Annotated in this window: 15 protein-coding genes; 3 read left to right on the forward strand and 12 right to left on the reverse strand. The window is 67.0% G+C overall.

What is annotated here, in order from left to right; genetic code table 11:
- Positions 1-125 precede the first annotated feature (125 nt).
- Positions 126-611: a 2-amino-4-hydroxy-6-hydroxymethyldihydropteridine diphosphokinase gene (folK, locus tag ACQKDV_RS12300; RefSeq protein ID WP_427784012.1), complete on the reverse strand. Its 486-nt coding sequence runs from the start codon at positions 609-611 to the stop codon at positions 126-128.
- Between the two features lie 93 nt (positions 612-704).
- Here folK and ACQKDV_RS12305 point away from each other — a divergent pair, with 93 nt between their 5' ends.
- Entirely contained in the window at positions 705-1,454 is a 750-nt protein-coding gene (locus ACQKDV_RS12305; protein WP_427784013.1) for a 20S proteasome subunit A/B, read from the forward strand.
- A gap of 180 nt (positions 1,455-1,634) precedes the next feature.
- On the opposite strand, the gene ACQKDV_RS12310 is transcribed toward ACQKDV_RS12305, so the two are convergent.
- From ACQKDV_RS12310 to ACQKDV_RS12325, 4 genes are all read right to left on the reverse strand, one after another.
- Positions 1,635-3,146: an ATP-binding protein gene (locus tag ACQKDV_RS12310; protein WP_427784014.1), complete on the reverse strand. Its 1,512-nt coding sequence runs from the start codon at positions 3,144-3,146 to the stop codon at positions 1,635-1,637.
- Between the two features lie 4 nt (positions 3,147-3,150).
- Positions 3,151-3,591 carry a response regulator gene (locus ACQKDV_RS12315; RefSeq protein WP_427784015.1) on the reverse strand — a complete coding sequence of 147 codons (441 nt, stop codon included), beginning with the start codon at positions 3,589-3,591 and terminating at the stop codon, positions 3,151-3,153.
- Positions 3,588-5,405 carry a sensor histidine kinase gene (locus ACQKDV_RS12320; protein WP_427784016.1) on the reverse strand — a complete coding sequence of 606 codons (1,818 nt, stop codon included), beginning with the start codon at positions 5,403-5,405 and terminating at the stop codon, positions 3,588-3,590. The genes ACQKDV_RS12315 and ACQKDV_RS12320 overlap by 4 nt, the downstream gene beginning before the upstream one ends.
- A 127-nt stretch (positions 5,406-5,532) precedes the next feature.
- Positions 5,533-5,904 (reverse strand): BON domain-containing protein, encoded by a 372-nt coding sequence (locus ACQKDV_RS12325; protein WP_427784017.1) that lies wholly within the window; start codon positions 5,902-5,904, stop codon positions 5,533-5,535.
- A 171-nt stretch (positions 5,905-6,075) separates the two neighbouring features.
- On the opposite strand from ACQKDV_RS12325, the gene ACQKDV_RS12330 reads away from it, so the two are divergent.
- Entirely contained in the window at positions 6,076-7,119 is a 1,044-nt protein-coding gene (locus tag ACQKDV_RS12330) for an oxidoreductase (RefSeq protein ID WP_427784018.1), read from the forward strand.
- A gap of 365 nt (positions 7,120-7,484) precedes the next feature.
- On the opposite strand, the gene gnd is transcribed toward ACQKDV_RS12330, so the two are convergent.
- The 7 genes from gnd to ACQKDV_RS12365 all read right to left on the reverse strand — a co-directional run bounded on the left by gnd (position 7,485) and on the right by ACQKDV_RS12365 (position 14,859).
- A complete protein-coding gene (gene gnd, locus ACQKDV_RS12335; protein ID WP_427784019.1) occupies positions 7,485-8,390 on the reverse strand; it encodes a phosphogluconate dehydrogenase (NAD(+)-dependent, decarboxylating) in 906 nt (301 codons plus the stop codon).
- A gap of 10 nt (positions 8,391-8,400) precedes the next feature.
- On the reverse strand, positions 8,401-9,609 hold the full coding sequence (locus tag ACQKDV_RS12340) for a hypothetical protein (protein ID WP_427784025.1): 1,209 nt from the start codon (positions 9,607-9,609) through the stop codon (positions 8,401-8,403).
- Between the two features lie 47 nt (positions 9,610-9,656).
- Positions 9,657-10,310 carry a DUF2242 domain-containing protein gene (locus ACQKDV_RS12345; RefSeq protein ID WP_427784020.1) on the reverse strand — a complete coding sequence of 218 codons (654 nt, stop codon included), beginning with the start codon at positions 10,308-10,310 and terminating at the stop codon, positions 9,657-9,659.
- A gap of 163 nt (positions 10,311-10,473) precedes the next feature.
- Positions 10,474-12,651, reverse strand: coding sequence for a carboxy terminal-processing peptidase (locus tag ACQKDV_RS12350; RefSeq protein ID WP_427784021.1), 2,178 nt, complete (start codon positions 12,649-12,651; stop codon positions 10,474-10,476).
- A 202-nt stretch (positions 12,652-12,853) separates the two neighbouring features.
- Positions 12,854-13,864, reverse strand: coding sequence for a lipoyl synthase (gene lipA / locus ACQKDV_RS12355; RefSeq protein ID WP_427784022.1), 1,011 nt, complete (start codon positions 13,862-13,864; stop codon positions 12,854-12,856).
- An 18-nt stretch (positions 13,865-13,882) separates the two neighbouring features.
- On the reverse strand, positions 13,883-14,593 hold the full coding sequence (gene lipB, locus ACQKDV_RS12360; protein ID WP_427784023.1) for a lipoyl(octanoyl) transferase LipB: 711 nt from the start codon (positions 14,591-14,593) through the stop codon (positions 13,883-13,885).
- On the reverse strand, positions 14,581-14,859 hold the full coding sequence (locus ACQKDV_RS12365; protein ID WP_324809806.1) for a YbeD family protein: 279 nt from the start codon (positions 14,857-14,859) through the stop codon (positions 14,581-14,583). The genes lipB and ACQKDV_RS12365 overlap by 13 nt, the downstream gene beginning before the upstream one ends.
- A gap of 259 nt (positions 14,860-15,118) precedes the next feature.
- Between ACQKDV_RS12365 and ACQKDV_RS12370 the strand changes: the two genes are divergently transcribed.
- Positions 15,119-16,154: lipid A deacylase LpxR family protein (locus ACQKDV_RS12370; RefSeq protein WP_427784024.1), on the forward strand; the 1,036-nt coding region annotated here is incomplete at its 3' end.

The raw sequence follows: 16,154 nt of genomic DNA on the forward strand, positions 1-16,154 counted from the left end.
ACTCTCTTCTTATTTTTTCGTCAGGGGCATCCGGTGGGGGGTGTTTGGTGGGCGTTGGTTCTTTTCATTTGGTGCCGGCCCGGGCCCGGCACCACCGGTAGTGCCGGCCGCTGGCCGGCAGACCTTCATTCCAGGTCCACGATCTCGAACGCTTCGCCATGCTGCCGGTGCGCACGCCACAGCGTGGCCAGATCCTGGCCACTCACCGGATCGATGAAGTCCGGGGCGATGTCCGCCAGCGGCTTCAGCACGAAGGCGTGCTTCAGTTCCGGGCGGGGGATGCGCAGGTGGCCGGGGCCTTCCACCACCAGGCCGCCATAGAACACCACGTCGACATCCAGGGTACGGTCGGAAAAACGCGGCCCGCTGCGATCACGGCCATGCGCGTCTTCCAGCGCGTGCAGCCAGTCGTCCAGGTCCTGCAGCGGCAGATCGGTTTCGATCGCCACACCATTGTTGAGGAAGGCCGGGCCATCGAAGCCGACTGCGGCCGTGCGGTAGGCCGGTGACACCCGCAGCGCGCCAAAGCGCTCGCGCAGGGCCGTCACCGCGGCGTGGAGGTAGCGGCGGGGCTGGACGTTGCTGCCCAGGCTCAGGAGCACGGTGGTCATGCGGTTCCGGTGGAGGCATTCAAGTGGGGGGTGGGCATGCCGTCGTCACGGCGGCCTGCCTACAATCCGGGACGCACATGATAGGACACCCACATGACCTATTGCGTTGGTATCGAAGTGGACGAAGGCCTGGTCTTTGCTGCCGACACCCGGACCAATGCCGCGCTGGACGATGTCCGCGTGCACCGCAAGCTGCACGTGTTCGAATATACCGGCGAGGCAACCTTCGTCCTGATGGCTGCCGGCAACCTGGCCACCACCCAGCTGCTGGTGTCGCGCCTGCAGCGGGATGCCGATGAGGCGCGCACCCCCAATCTGCGGCAGATGCGGCACCTGTTCGAGGCCGCCGCCTACGTCGGCGCACTGCTGGTGGACAGCCAGGTGAAGTGCCAGCACACCGAACACGGCCATGACGGCGTCAACACCCAGGCCACGCTGATCTTCGGCGGGCAGATCGCCGGCGAGCAGCCGGGGCTGTACATGGTCTATCCGCTGGGCAACGCCATTGCCGCCTCGCCGGAAACACCGTACCTGCAGATCGGTGAATCCAAATACGGCAAGCCGATCCTCGACCGCATCATCAGCCCGGCCACGCGGTTGGAGGATGCCGCACGCACGGCCCTGCTGTCGCTGGACTCGACCATCCGTTCCAATCTTTCCGTCGGGCTGCCGATCGACATGGTGATGCTGCGCAGGGGCGAACTGCGGGTGGCCCGGCAACTGCGCTTCACCGCCGATTCGCCGCTGTATGCCGAGATCCACAACAACTGGTCGCGGCGGCTGGAACAAGCCGTGGCGAGCCTGCCCCGGTTCCCCTGGGAAGCCCCCGGCGCCGACGCGTGACACCCGCCTGGCATGGCCCGGCGCTACCGCAGGACGGAGGTAGTGCCGGCCGCTGGCCGGCAACCGCCGCCACCCGGCCGCACCTTCAGCCGGCCAGCGGCCGGCTCTACCACCATCCAGACGCCGGCAATCGCAACCATCCCACCGCACACCCGCCGGGCCATGCCCGGCGGCGTGACATCATCCGAGCGCGTCGGCCACCGCGCGGAACACCTGCTGCATCTGCAGCGGCTTGCGCAGTATGTGCACGTCGATCCCCTGCGGGAAGGCGTCGACCTCCAGCTCCACCGCCGCCTCTTCCAGCACCAGCGCCGGGCCGGCGTACCCCAGCGCGGCCATCTCACCCAACAGCTGGCTGGCCGGCAGCAGCCTGGAACCAGCATCGGCAATGACCAGCGCCGGCATCGCTTCCTGCTGCATCCAGCGCAGCGCGGCCGGGCCATCAGAGGCAAGCTGCAGCTGGTAGCCCTGGCTGGACAGCGCATTGCCCAGCAGCGACAGACGCGTGGCCTCGCCATCGACCACCAGGATCGACTGGCCACTGCCCAGCGCCACCAGCTGCTCGACCGGCTCACCACCTTCGGCCAGTTCATGCATCGGCAGGCGCAGCTCGAAGCGCGTGCCCTGCCCCAGCTGGCTGCTGACATGGATGCTGCCACCGGCACCTTCCACGATGCGCTTGCAGGACATCAGGCCCAGGCCGGTGCCATCGCTCTTGGTGGTGAAGAACGGATTGAACAGATGCGACAGCGTATCGGCATCCATGCCGATGCCTTCATCCACCACCACGATACGCAGCCAGTCCACGCCCTCGCGCTCGCCGGCATGGTCGGCGGTCAAGCTCAAGCGGCCGCCCTGCGGCATGGCCTGGATTGCGTTGAGCGCCAGGTTCAACAGCACCTGCTGCAGTTCGGTGTAGTTGGCATCGACCACCAGCCCCTCGTCCAGCACCTCCAGCTCAAGGCTGACGCCATCGGGCACGTTGCTGCGCAACAGCAGCGCCACGGCGGCAAACAGGCTGTCGATGGAGATGCGCTCGCTGGGGTTGCGCGAGCCACGCACGAAGGACAGCATCGACTCGGCCATTTCATGGCCACGACGGCCGCATTCGGCGATGACATCGGCCAGGTGGTGCAGCTGCGGATCGTCCGTGCGCGCCTTCAACAGGTCCGGCATGATCAGCAGCGGCTGCAGGATGTTGCGCAGATCGTGGCTGAGGCCGGCCGCAAGCAGCGACAGGCTTTCCAGCCGCTGCGCACGCATCAGTTCGGTTTCCACGCGCACCCGCTCGACGGCGCTGCGTGCATCGCCCACCGCGCGCGCCACCGCCGAGGGCAGGCGCGCCGGGTGGTGCTTGATGATGTAATCGTTGGCCCCTTTCTGCAGGGCTTCCACCGCATTCTCCTCGCCCATCGTGCCGGACACGAAGATGAAGGGAACATCCGGCGCGGCTTCGCGCACGATGCGCAGCGCCTCGTCGCCGGAAAAGCCCGGCATGCTCAGGTCCGACAGAACGATATCCGGCAGGAAACCGGCCAGCGCCTGGCGCAGCTCGGACTCACTTTCCACGCGCTCGAAGCGGGCATCCAGCCCTGCATCGAGCATCTGTTCGCACATCAGCTCGGCATCTTCCGGTGAATCTTCCACCAGCAGGATGCGCAGTGCCCCGAGGGCCGGACCGGTCAAGGGCATGGTCCTACTCGAATTCCGGTGCCTGGTTAATCACCGCCCAGAACCTGCCCAGGGTCTGCACCGCACCGAAGAACTGGTCCACGTCCACCGGCTTGACCACGTAGGCGTTCACGCCCATGTCCCAGCTGCGCGCCAGGTCGCTTTCCTCCCGCGACGACGACAGGATGACCACCGGCAGGCGCTTGAGTTCATCGTGTTCGCGGATCTGCTGCAGCACTTCCAGCCCGTCCATGCGCGGCATCTTGATATCCAGCAGCAGCACCGCTGGCAGGCCCTCCTCACGGCCGGCGAAGGAACCGCGGCGCAGCAGGTAGTCCATCACTTCCACGCCATCTTCGACATGCACGATGGGGTTGGCCAAGCGGGCCTCCTGCAGCGCGTCGATGGCCATTTCAGCGTCGGCCGGGCTGTCTTCGGCCAGGAGGATGGTGCGCAGCGTCGTCATGCGGAAGGCCCTTGGTTGACTGCGTCCGACGCGGGAGGCAGGTAGAAGTGGAAGGTCGCGCCGGCATCGGGCTCGGCTTCAGCCCAGATGCGGCCACCATGGCGGGTGAGCACGCGACGCACGCTGGCAAGGCCGATACCGGTGCCGGGGTAGTCACTGGCCTTGTGCAGGCGCTGGAACACGCCGAACAGCTTGCCGGCGTAGGCCATGTCAAAGCCCGCCCCGTTGTCGCTGACCGTGAACTGATGACCGCCATCGGCCTGCGGCTGGTAGTCCACGCGGATCTGCGCCGGCTCGCGGTTGCCTGAATACTTCACCGCGTTGCCCAGCAGGTTCAGCCAGACCTGGCGCATCATGTTTTCGTCGGCCACCACGATCGGCAGCGGCGCGATGTTCCACTCCACATGATGGGCCACGCCGCTGCTTTCGGCATCGGTCTTCAGGTTGGCATCGAGCATCGCCCGCGTGTCGGCCACCAGTGTCTGCATGTCCACGGCCTGCTGACGCATCGCCGCGCGCCCCAGCCGCGAATAGACCAGCAGATCGTCGATCAGCGAGGCCATGCGCCGCGCCGAACCGGAAATCACATCCAGGTAGTGGCGGCTCTTCTCATCGGCACCCTCGCCCAGGTGCCGCGACAACTTGTCGGAGAAACCGGCGACGTGGCGCAGCGGTGCGCGCAGATCGTGCGACACCGAATAGCTGAAGGCTTCCAGCTCGCGGTTGACCTCCGAAACCTGGGCCACCTTGCCCTCCAGCTGGCGGTTCAGTTCTTCCACGCGCAACTGCACTGCTCGCTGCAGGGTCACATCGCTGATGGTCATCAGCACCACTTCATCATCGCTGTCCGGCAGTGGCATGCGACGCGCGTTGAGCAGCATGTAGCGCGCCATGCCGTCGGCGGTGCGCTGTTCATGCTCGAAATCCCACAGCTCGCGCCCACGCAGCAATACATCGGACAGGCGCTGGCGCACGATCGGGTCCTGCCAGGCGCCTTCGGCCACATCGGCCAGCAGGGTGCCGTCGGCACGTTCGTCCTGCAGCCCGTACAGTTCGGCGAAGGCCGTGTTGTGCAGCTGTACGCGCAGATCGCGGTCGAGCAGCACGATGGGTTCGCGTACGGTCTGCAGCACCGACGACGCGCGCGCGGTCGAGCGCAGCGATTGCCGCTCGGCATGCAGGCGATGGCCGATCTGCCGCTGCAGCAGCCACAGCACCAGGCCCAGCAGGCACAGCTGCACCGCCAGCGAGCTCCACGACACCAGCTCGGTCTGCCGGTGCTGGCGCGCCGCCTGTTCGGCACGTGCTGCCAGCAGTTGCTGTTCGCTGGCCTGCAGTTCTTCCACCAGGCCACGGATCGGGTAGCGCGTACTCATCTCCTGCACCAGCGCGCGCTGGTCGGTGTTGGGTTCCGAACGCGCCAGCTGGCGGGCCAGCGCCATGCGCCCTTCCAGCATCGATTCGATGCGGCCGATGCGGATGAGCTGGTCGGGATTGTCGCGGGTCATCCGGGCCAGCGCGGTCAGCCGCCCGGGAATGTCGTTGGCCCGGGCCATGCGCTCGCGAAGGCCAGGCGCATCCACGCCCTTGGACAGGGTCAACGCCGCCGACTCGACATCGCGGACGTCGGCCTGCAGTTGCTGCACTGCCACACCGACCGCCTGGGTATGGCTGACCCAGGACACCGCCGCTTCGGTCTCCTGCTGGAGGTGACGCAGCGTCAGCCACGGCACGACGATGATCGCCGCAGCCGCCAGGGCCAGCGCGGGCAGCCGCCATCTGTCCCGGATGTCATCACTGAACGCCAGCGCCATGAGCCATCGTCAACAAAGCGATGCCGCCAATATAGCGCAGCGGGTCAGCCGGGGAGAACAGACCGCAGGGCACGACAAAGGGCGCCCCTTGCGGGACGCCCCTGTCCACTTCACGCTGGCGCGGCGATCAGCGCTTGGCGGCGGCGTTGACCTTCAGTGCTGCCGAATCGACGCGGGTCACGCCCTTGATGCCCTTCGCGGTGGTGACCGCCTTGTCCTTCTCGGCCTGGGTCGCGACGGTGCCGCTGAGGCTGACCACGCCATTGACCGTTTCCACCTTCACTTCGGTGCCCGGGACGTTGCTGCTGGCCAGCAGATCGGCCTTGACCTTGGTGGTGATCCAGCTGTCGGTCACCGGCTCGTTGGAGTCATGGCGATCCGCGTGGGTCATCGCGGCATGGTCGGTCTTCGGCGGATCCTTGGCCATGACCGCCGAGGAAGACAGGGCCAGGCCCAGGGTCAGGGACGACGTAATCAGGGTACGGGTCAGGTTGCTCATCGTGCGGTGCTCCTTGTGGATGTGCTGCCAGTGTGGACAGTCCGCTGTGTTGCAGGCGTCGGGCTTTGGTCACGTTGCCGTGAACCTGTGCATCGGGACCGCAACGGTTCAGCTTTGCCGCCACAGGAACCACGTTCTACGCTTTGTGTCCCCCACCCTGCGGAGCCTGCCATGCGCCCCGACCTGCAACTGGCCCTGATCGGCTACGGCCTGGCCGGCCGCGTGTTCCACGCCCCGCTCATCCAGCACACGCCGGGGCTGGCCCTGCACAGCATCGTCAGTTCGCAGCGCGACACCCTGCTGCGCAGCTTCAGCGATGTGCACGTGCGTACCACCGCGCAGCAGGTGTTAGATGACCCGGCGATCGACGCAGTGGTGATCGCCACACCCAACGAACAGCATGCGCCGCTGGCCATCGCCGCGCTGGCTGCCGGCAAGCATGTGCTGGTGGACAAGCCGTTTGCGCTGGATGTGGCCGAAGCGGAAACCGTGCTGGCGGCCGCGCGGGCCGCCGGGCGCATCGCCACGGTGTTCCAGAACCGGCGCTTCGATGCGGATTTCCTTACGCTGCAGTCGCTGCTCGCCAGCGGCACGCTGGGCGAGGTGGCCGAATGCCATGCGCACTTCGACCGCTACCGGCCGCAGGTGCGCGACCGCTGGCGCGAACAGGCCGGGCCCGGCAGCGGCCTGTGGTACGACCTTGGCCCGCACCTGCTGGACCAGATGCTGGTGCTGTTCGGCTGGCCGCAGGCGATCGGCGCCGATCTGGCCGTGCAGCGCGAAGGCGGCAGCGGCGTCGACTACTTCCACGCGGTGCTGCATTACCCGCGGCATCGCGCCATCGTGCATGCCGGTTCGCTGGTGGCAGCACCGACGCCGCACTTCGCCGTGCACGGCAGCGAAGGCAGCTGGGTCAAGCATGGCATGGACGTGCAGGAAGCACAGCTGCGCCGTGGCGTGGCACCGGGCGCGCCCGGCTGGGGCATCGACCCGCGGCATGGCGAGCTGCTGCGCTGCGATGCGCAGGACAACGTGAAGCGCACGACCGTGGACAACCTGCCAGGCGACTACCGTCGGCTGTATGCGCAGTTCGCCGCGGCGATGCATGGCGAGGGCGAACCCACGGTCAGCGCGCAGCAGGCGCTGCAGCTGATGCAACTGCTGGAGGCCGGGATGCAGAGTGCGCGCGAAGGCCGGCGGGTGGTGTTGGGGTGACCGGCAGGGCTGCGCCCTGCACCTGCTCAACGCAACGGCAACGGCAACGGCAACGGCAAAAGCCTGCATTCCGTGGGTTGGCGGGGTGGCTCAGGTTGCGGGGGACGGCGCAAGTACGTCCATGTAGCCTCGGTCGCGCCATCCATGGCGCTCACGCCCCCGCAACCTGAGCCACCCCGCCTTCGACAGTTTCCTGCGGGCTGTTGGTGGCTGCTGTTGATGGGTGCTGTTGGTGGGTGCCGACCGTTGGTCGGCACGGGCTCGGATCTGGTAGGTGCCGACCGTTGGTCGGCACAGTAGATCCACGCCATGCGTGGATGGCGTGGAAATGATCGGAATGGGCTTCTGCAGCTTCCCGGCAGGCCTTACGACTTCTTGATGGCGTGGCCGCCGAACTCGTTGCGCATCGCCGACAACAGGCGGTCGGTGAACGAATTGGATTCGCGCGAGCGCAGGCGTTCCAGCAGCGACAGGGTGATCACCGGCGCCGGCACGTCCAGGGCAATCGCTTCGGCGACGGTCCAGCGGCCTTCACCGGAATCCTCCACGTACGGGGCGATGCCATCCAGCGACGGATTGCGCTTGAGCGCTTCAGTGCTCAGGTCCAGCAGCCACGAACGCACCACGCTGCCGTGGCGCCATACCTCGGCCACCTGGGCCAGGTCCAGTTCCATCTCCTGCTTGCGCTCCATCAGTGCGAAGCCTTCAGCATAGGCCTGCATCATTCCGTACTCGATGCCGTTGTGGACCATCTTGGTGAAATGGCCTGCGCCGGACGGACCGACGCGGCCCCAGCCGCGGTCTTCGGCCGGTGCCAGGGTGCGCAGCAGCGGCGCGATCTGTTCAACCACCGGGGCTTCGCCGCCCACCATCAGGCTGTAGCCTTCCTGCAGGCCCCACACGCCACCGCTGGTGCCGCAGTCAACGTAGCCCAGATCGTCTTCGGCCAGTGCCTTGGCGCGGCGGATCGAATCCTGGTAGTTGGAGTTGCCGCCGTCGATGACGATGTCGCCCTCGGCCAGGTGCGGGGTCAGCTGGCCCAGGGTCTGGTCCACGGTCTCGCCGGCCGGCACCATCAGCCACACCACGCGCGGCACCGGCAGCGCGGCAACCGCTGCGGCCAGCGAATCCACCACTTCCAGGCCGGCCTCGGCCGCGCGCTGGCGGGCCGCTTCGCCCGGGTCGTAGCCGACCACGCGGTGGCCGCCGCGATGCAGGCGCTGGGCCATGTTGGCGCCCATGCGGCCAAGGCCGATCATTGCAATATCCATTGTTTCACCTTCAGTTGGGGTCTAGGGTCAGGCTGCCTGGCCGGCCGGTCGCCGCGCAGTGGCGCAGCTGCGCCTCGCGCCAACGCCGAAAGAGCGTGGTATGCAGATTGTGCAACGCCAGGTCGATGGAAAACGACGTGCGTGGGTTGCGGTCGAGCAGGCGGATGATGTGGTAGCCGATGGGACGTATACCGCGTGGATGCACATAGATCACGAACTGCCGGTAGAACGGATCGTCCAGCAGCTGGTCCATCCGCGCCAGCGTGGTCCGGTAACGCGGTTCCAGCTGTGCCCGCAGGCCGGGGTCGCGTTCGTACAGCAGGCGTTCGAAATAGCGACGGCCAAGCCGCGGAATGCCTTGCGCAAGTGTCCAGAGTTCGGCGTTGCGCTGGTCATACCAGGCCAGCCCGCCATGCGCTGCCAGCGCCTGCGCCGCCTCCGCGCCCACGTCGACGACGATGAAGTTCTCGGCCTGGTTGCTCAGGTCGTCCAGCGTGGCTTTGTCGCCCACGTGTTCGATGAAGCCGGGCACGCCGAGGAAGGCGCTGCGCCCCATCGCCGAAGTGCGCGCCGCCTTGCCATCTGCGAAGAACTTACCGGCGTTAGCCCCCAGCAGGATACTGTCGGTGTCGTGCAGGCCCAGCAGGGTGCCGATGGAAAGCTCCCCCGCGGAGAACTCGGCATCGAAGGCGGCATCGCCATACAGTTCGCGCTGGGTGGACAACTGCGCGACCTGGCGGCCGACACCGCATTCGGCGCGCACATTGCCTGCATAGAACGCATCCAGCGCATGGCTGTTGCCGGCCAGCGGCGTGTAGCCACGGCCGAAGCTGCGGGTGTTGTGCCAACCCTGTGCGGGTGCGCCACGCGCGCCAAAACCGATCCAGCCCAGCTGCAGGCCGCTGAAGCGGAAGCCGGGGTTGGCCTGCAGCGCCTGTGCCGCACGCTGCGCCGCAGCGCCCAGTTCGAAGGTGTAGGCGCAGAGCGTCGCCGGGTCATCCAGCAACCGCTGCAGCATGGCCTGCCGCGCCTCGTCGGTCATCGACGCCGGCCAGCGCACCTGCAGGTCGCCCGCCTGCTGCGCGGCCTGCAGCGAAGCCCGCGTGCAGACCGGGCCGCCCCGTATCTGCGGCACGTCGACCGCTGCGGTTTCAAAGCGCCAGCCGAGCCGCTGCAGCAGGCCCTGCACGCAGCCACTGCCCGCGGCGTTGCCAAGCATGGGCCAGCCCAGCAGCAGGGCCAGCCCCAGCGCCCTGCCCTTCACTGTCAGCCCTGTTCTGCCGCCGGTTGCGGGGCGGGTTCGGGCGGGGGTGCTACGGGCGGGGCGGTCGGTGCTGGAGCCGGTATCGGCTGCTGCGCCCCCGGCTGCGGAGCCGGGCTCGGCTTGGCTGCAGAGGCCGCCGGCAGGTACTGGTGCAGCCGGTCGAAGAAGCGCCGGTAGAAATCGGCATCGGTGATGGTGCTGCTGGCGACCTTCACCAGCGAATCGTCATTGCTGCCGAAGGGCAGCGACACCGAACCCAGCGCGCCGACACCGACGCTGGCGGAGGTGGGGCTCTTCTTCAGCGCGTAACGGTCCTGCACCGCACTGACGAACACCAGCGCCTGTTCACTGCCACGCGCCGCGCAGGAAATGCGCAGCACCAGCTGTTCGTGGTCGTCTTCGCGCAGCTGGAAATTCTTGTTGCCTTCCACCTGGCCATCATCGGCACGGGCGATCGCATACCCCTGGCTGAGCAGGGTGCGCCTGGCCGCTTCACAGGCCTCGGCAGGGCGACCGTCAACGGTGCGCGAGAAGGTATCGCCCGAATCGAAGGATTCGCGCAGCAGGCTGTTGTCGGCTGCACGGCCGCCGCAACCGGCCAGGGCCAGGGTGCTGGCCATGACCAGCAGGGACAGCGAAAGACGGGAGGCCCGCATGGGTACTCCTGCGAGAACGGAAGCCCCAAGGGTAGACCGGGGTCCGTGTGCAGCAGGTCGAAACGCCCGCCCCGGTTGCTCCCGGTTCATGCATGAAAAAGGGGACGGAGGGGATTAAGTCGTTTGTGCATCAACGACTTAATCCCCTCCGTCCCCTTTTTTGTCAGTCAGCCCAGCGGCCCGCGCCGGTGGACTGCGGCAGCACCTGGGCCGACAGCGGGCGGTCGGTTTCCAGCAGGTTCACTGCATCGGCCAGGATCGAGGCCGACTCACGCAGCAGCGGGTCCGGACGCTTCTCGGCGGCCTTCTCGCGGGCGGCATCCTTGACGATGTCGCGCTCGTTGCCGGTCAGGCCGTCATCGCTGCTGTCATCGGCCAGCGGGTCCAGGGCCAGGCCCAGTTCCTTGCGGATGACTTGGCGGTCCTTGCGCTGCTTGTCCTGGCGCTCACGCTCGGCCAGGCGGGTGGCCTCGTTGAGCGAGACGTACTTCTTGGCCGCTTCGGTGCGGAACTGCTGCACATCCTCGTTCCACCACTGGAATTCCTTGTCGGTGGCGATACGGGCTTCATGGCGCGTTTCCAGCTTCGGCAGCAGCGGCGCGAAGTTGCCGTACTGGGTGTGCGGCACGGCAGCGATGCGGGTCCACGGCAGCGCGTTGTCGTAGGTGCTTTCGCCGAATTCGGTGGCGTCCACGCTGGCCGGGAAGGCCAGGTCCGGCACCACGCCCTTGTGCTGGGTGCTGCTGCCGCTGATGCGGAAGAACTGGGCAATGGTCAGCTTCACCTGGCCGAAGCGCTGGGTCTCGCCACTGGGCCAGCGGTCCAGATCGACGATGTTCTGCACGGTGCCCTTGCCGAAGCTGGTTTCACCAATGACCAGGCCACGGCCGTAGTCCTGGATGGCGCCAGCAAAAATTTCCGATGCCGAGGCCGAGCCGCGGTTGATCAGCACCGCCAGCGGTCCATCCCACGCCACGCCCTGGTTGCGGTCGCTGTTGACGGTGACGCGGCCACCGGACTCGCGCACCTGCACCACCGGGCCCTGCTCGATGAACAGGCCGGTCAGTTCGATGGCTTCATCGAGCGAACCCCCGCCGTTGTTGCGCAGGTCCAGCACCACACCGTCCAGCTTGTCGTTCTTGAAGCCGGCCAGCAGCTTGGCCACGTCGCGGGTGGCCGAGGCATAGTCGGCGGCGTTGCGGCGGCGGCCTTCGAAATCCTGGTAGAAGGTCGGCAGCTTGATCACGCCCACCTTGCGCCCGGGCTGGCCATCCTTGCCCGGGATGGTCATGGTCTCGCCCTTGGCCGCCTGTTCGGCCAGGCGCACCTTCTGCCGGGTCAGCAGCAGGGTGTGGTGCTTGCCGTCCACGCCGTCCTCGGCGGAAATGAACTCCAGCCGCACCTGGGTGTCCTTGTCGCCACGGATCTTGGCGACCACGTCATCGATGCGCCAGCCGATCACATCTTCCAGGGGGCCCGACTTGCCCTGGCCGACGCCGACGATGCGGTCGCCCGGCTTCAGGGTGCCATCCACGGCGGCCGGGCCACCGGCGATGATCTCGCGGATCACCACCATGTCGTCCTGGCGCTGCAGCTGCGCACCGATGCCTTCCAGCGACAGCGACATCGCCTGGTTGAAGTTCTCGGCGGTGCGCGGAGTGAAGTAATCGGTGTGCGGATCGACGGCGCTGGTGTAGGCGTTCATGAAGAACTGGAAGACGTCCTCGCCCTTCAGCTCGTTGACGGTCTTTTCCAGCGTGGCGTAACGCTTGTCGAGGGTCTTGCGGATGTCGTCGGGCTTCTTGCCGGCCAGCTTCAGGCGCAGCCAGTCGTTCTTCACCGATTTGCGCCACAGCTCATCCAGCTCGGCATTGCTGGCCGCCCACGGCACGTCCTTGCGGTCGTACTCGAAGCGCTCGTCGGTGGTGAAATCCGGTTCCTGCTTGAGCAGCTTGCGGGCATAACCCACGCGCTCGCCCACGCGCTGCTTGTAGACCGCGAACACCTCGAACGCGGGCTCCAGCTCGCCGCCACGGATGGCGTTGGCGATGCCGGCCTGGAACGGGCCGAAACGGGTGATGTCAGCCTGGGTGAAGTACTGCTTGCCACCGTCGAGAGTTTCCAGGTAACGCTTGAACACGTCCTTGGAGGTGGCCTCGTCCAGCGCGCGCGGCCGGTAGGCATAGCGGCTGTCGGACAGCAGGCCGTAGACCAACTTGGAGGTGGTCACCTGGTCGGCGGTGGCTGCGGCCGGCAACGCCGGCGAGTCGGCCTTGGCCGCCAGCGCCAGCGGCGCGACCAGCGCCAAGGCCATCAGGAATGCGGGGGCTTTGAATTTCATGAACGTGCTCGAAGGCGCCTTGCCAAGGGGGAGACTGCAGGGTGTTCAGACACCACGACAGTGCCGAAAGTTGCCGTCTTTGTCATCCGGCCGCGTTCGGTTGAAAACCAGCCTAGCGGTGCCGGTGTAGCAAATTGTGAATGCAGGCGAAGGCGTGCGGACCAGCGGTCCGCACCCACCGACGAGGAGGTCCGCACCTACCTCAGGAGACGCCGGCGCCCTTGGCCTGCACGTCGGCGTGGTACGACGAGCGCACCATCGGGCCGGAGGCCACGTGGCTGAAGCCAAGCTCGTAGCCGTACTCCTCCAGCGCCTTGTAGTCTTCCGGGGTCCAGTACTTCAGCACCGGATGGTGGTGCGCGGTCGGCTGCAGGTACTGGCCGATGGTGATCATGTCCACGTCGTGCGCGCGCAGGTCGCGCAGGGTGGCCTTGATCTGTTCGAATTCCTCGCCCAGGCCCAGCATGATGCCGCTCTTGGTCGGCACCGACGGATGCTGCGCCTTGAAGTTCTTCAGCAGGTTCAGCGACCACTGGTAATCGGCACCCGGGCGCACGTTGCGGTACAGGTCCGGGACGGTTTCGATGTTGTGGTTGAACACGTCCGGCGGGTTCTGCGCCAGGATCTCCAGCGCGCGCTCCATGCGGCCCTTGCCGCGGAAGTCCGGGGTCAGCACTTCGATGCGGGTGCCCGGCGACTTTTCGCGGATGGCGGTGATGCAATCGACGAAGTGCTGGGCACCGCCGTCGCGCAGGTCATCGCGGTCAACGCTGGTCACCACCACATACTTCAGGCCCATGTCGGCCACGGTCTGTCCCAGGCTGGCCGGCTCGTTGGCATCGGGCGGCTTGGGGCGGCCGTGGGCCACGTCGCAGAACGAGCAGCGGCGGGTGCAGACCTCGCCCAGGATCATGAAGGTGGCGGTGCCGTGGCCGAAGCATTCGTGGATGTTCGGGCAGCTGGCTTCTTCGCACACCGTCACCAGGCGGTTCTCGCGCAGCTTGGCCTTGAGGTTCTGCACGGCATTGCCCGAAGGAATGCGCACGCGGATCCAGGACGGCTTGCGCAGCACCGGGGCATCGGCGAACTGCACCGGCGAACGGTTGATCTTGTCCCCGCCCATCTGCTTGACGCCCACCTGCAGCGGCGCGGCAGACGGAAGCTCGGCCTGCACGATCTGCAGGGGAATGGTGCGGGCGGTGGTCTCAGTCATGGCAGTTCCGGGGGGCGGTCAGGCGGCCGCAGAAAGATCGGGCAGTTCGGGCGTGGGCTGCAGCAGCAGGCCAAACTGGCGGGCCAGATGGTCCAGCAGCACCGGCTTGACGGCGTCCATCCCGGACGGGCCGCCCAAGTCTACCACCGAGGTCACCCGCAGCCCCTGGTAACCACAGGGGTTGATGCGGTGGAAGGGTTCCAGGTCCATCGACACATTGAAGGCCAGGCCGTGGAAGGTGCAGCCGCGGCGCACGCGGATGCCGAGGGCGGCGATCTTCGCATCGCCCACGTAGACGCCCGGCGCACCGTCACGGCGCTCGGCACCGATGTTCCATTCGCCGAGGGTGTCGATCAGGGCATGTTCGATGCGGCAGACATAGTCGCGCACGCCGATGCCCAGCCGCGGCAGGCGCAGCAGCGGGTAGACCACGATCTGCCCGGGCCCGTGGTAGGTCACCTGGCCGCCGCGGTCGACGTGCAGCACCGGAATATCGCCCGGCGCCAGCACGTGTTCGTCCTTGCCGGCCTGGCCCAGGGTGAACACCGGATCGTGTTCGACGACCCACAGCTCGTCGGCATCGTCATCGGTACGCTGGTCGGTGAAGCGCTGCATCGCGTGCCAGACCGGTTCGTAGGCCTGGCGTCCGAGGTCGCGCACCACCGCAGGGCGGGCCGGACGCTGCCCGGGGGCAGGTTCGGCCGCGCAGTGGGGGGCTACACCGTCCACTTCACTTCCGGGTGGTCGCGCAGGGCCTGGTGGGCCACGTCGTACTGTTCGCGGTTTTCGGCCCGGAATACCAGGCGCACCGAAACGTACTTGCCGTTGGACGAATGCTTCCAGCTGATGCGCTCGTTCACCACATCAACGCCGGCGGCCAGCAGCAGGCGGGGGAGATCGTGCTCCAGGCCGCGGTTTGCCGGGCCCATCGCGCTGAGCTCGAACTGACCGGGGAACTGGAAGCCGTGTTCGGGGTTGTCGGACTTGATTTCCATGCGCTCATTATCGGGCCGCAGGGCGCCAAACCCAAGAGTATTCATCAACGTCAATGGGCGTACCGGCAGGCTGCTCCGTTGCAGGCTGTGGTCCGGTTCAGTCGGCGGCCGGGCGGCAATCAGTTTCGCCAGCGGGACAAGTGCGTTTTACGGAACAGACAAGTGAAGGCGGACAGCTCGTTCCGTCACAGGGACGGGAGTAACGTGTTGTTGCATAAATCGACCTTCACACGCCAACCACCTGATGATCATTCCATCCATGCGTACTGCCGCAGCCCTCGGGTTGACCGGCCTGCTGGCTGCAACCGCCCTCCCCCTCACCACCCAGGCAGCCGAGCAATGCGGCCCCGACGCCATGGGCGAGCACCCGCCGCAGGTCAATTTCCGCGTCGACAACGACCTGTTCGGCGCCAAGGACCAGGACCAGGGCTATACCAACGGCGCCCAGCTGACCCTGGTCTCGCCGAACCTGGTGGACTACACCGATGACCCCTGCCTGCCACGCCTGGCCCGCTGGGTGAACCGCCACCTGGAGCGCCTGCACCCGGGTGAGTTCGAGCAGCAGAACATGATATTCAGCCTCGGCCAGAGCATCTATACGCCCACCGATTTCACCCGCAGGGACCTGATCGAGGACGACCGGCCGTATGCCGGCGTGCTGGTGGCCAGCTTCGGCTACAACGCCCGCCGTGGTGACCGCCTGCAGACCACCCTGCTGACCTTGGGCGTGGTGGGCCCATGGGCGCAGGGCAAGCAGGTGCAGAATGCCGTGCACGACCTGCTGGGCGATGAGAAATTCCAGGGCTGGGACAACCAGCTGCACAACGAGCCGGTGGTGATGTACACCCACGAACGCATGCGCCGCTGGCCGGCCGATGCCAGCGTCAATGCCGGCGGCTGGGGCTGGGATGCGATCAGCCACTACGGCGGCGCGATCGGCAACCTGGAAACCAAGGCCAATTTCGGTGGTGAGGTGCGCTTCGGCTGGAAGCTGCCGGACGACTTCGGCAGCACCCCGCTGCGCCCGGCCGGCGAGAACACCGCGCCGACCCGCGGCGGCAAGCCCAGTGGCTGGTCATGGCACCTGTTCGCCACCACCGATGCGGCGTGGGTGATCCGCGATATCACCTTGGACGGCAACACCTTCCGCGACAGCCACAGCGTGGACAAACGCCATGTGGTCGCCTACGGCGGCTATGGCGTGGCGGTGATGCGCGGCCGCTGGAAGTTCGCGATGGCGCGTTATCACAGCACCCGCGAGTTCAACGGCCAGCGCGAAGCCCCTGTGTTCGGCA

This window comes from Stenotrophomonas sp. NPDC077659, from assembly GCF_050268705.1.
Classification (GTDB): domain Bacteria; phylum Pseudomonadota; class Gammaproteobacteria; order Xanthomonadales; family Xanthomonadaceae; genus Stenotrophomonas.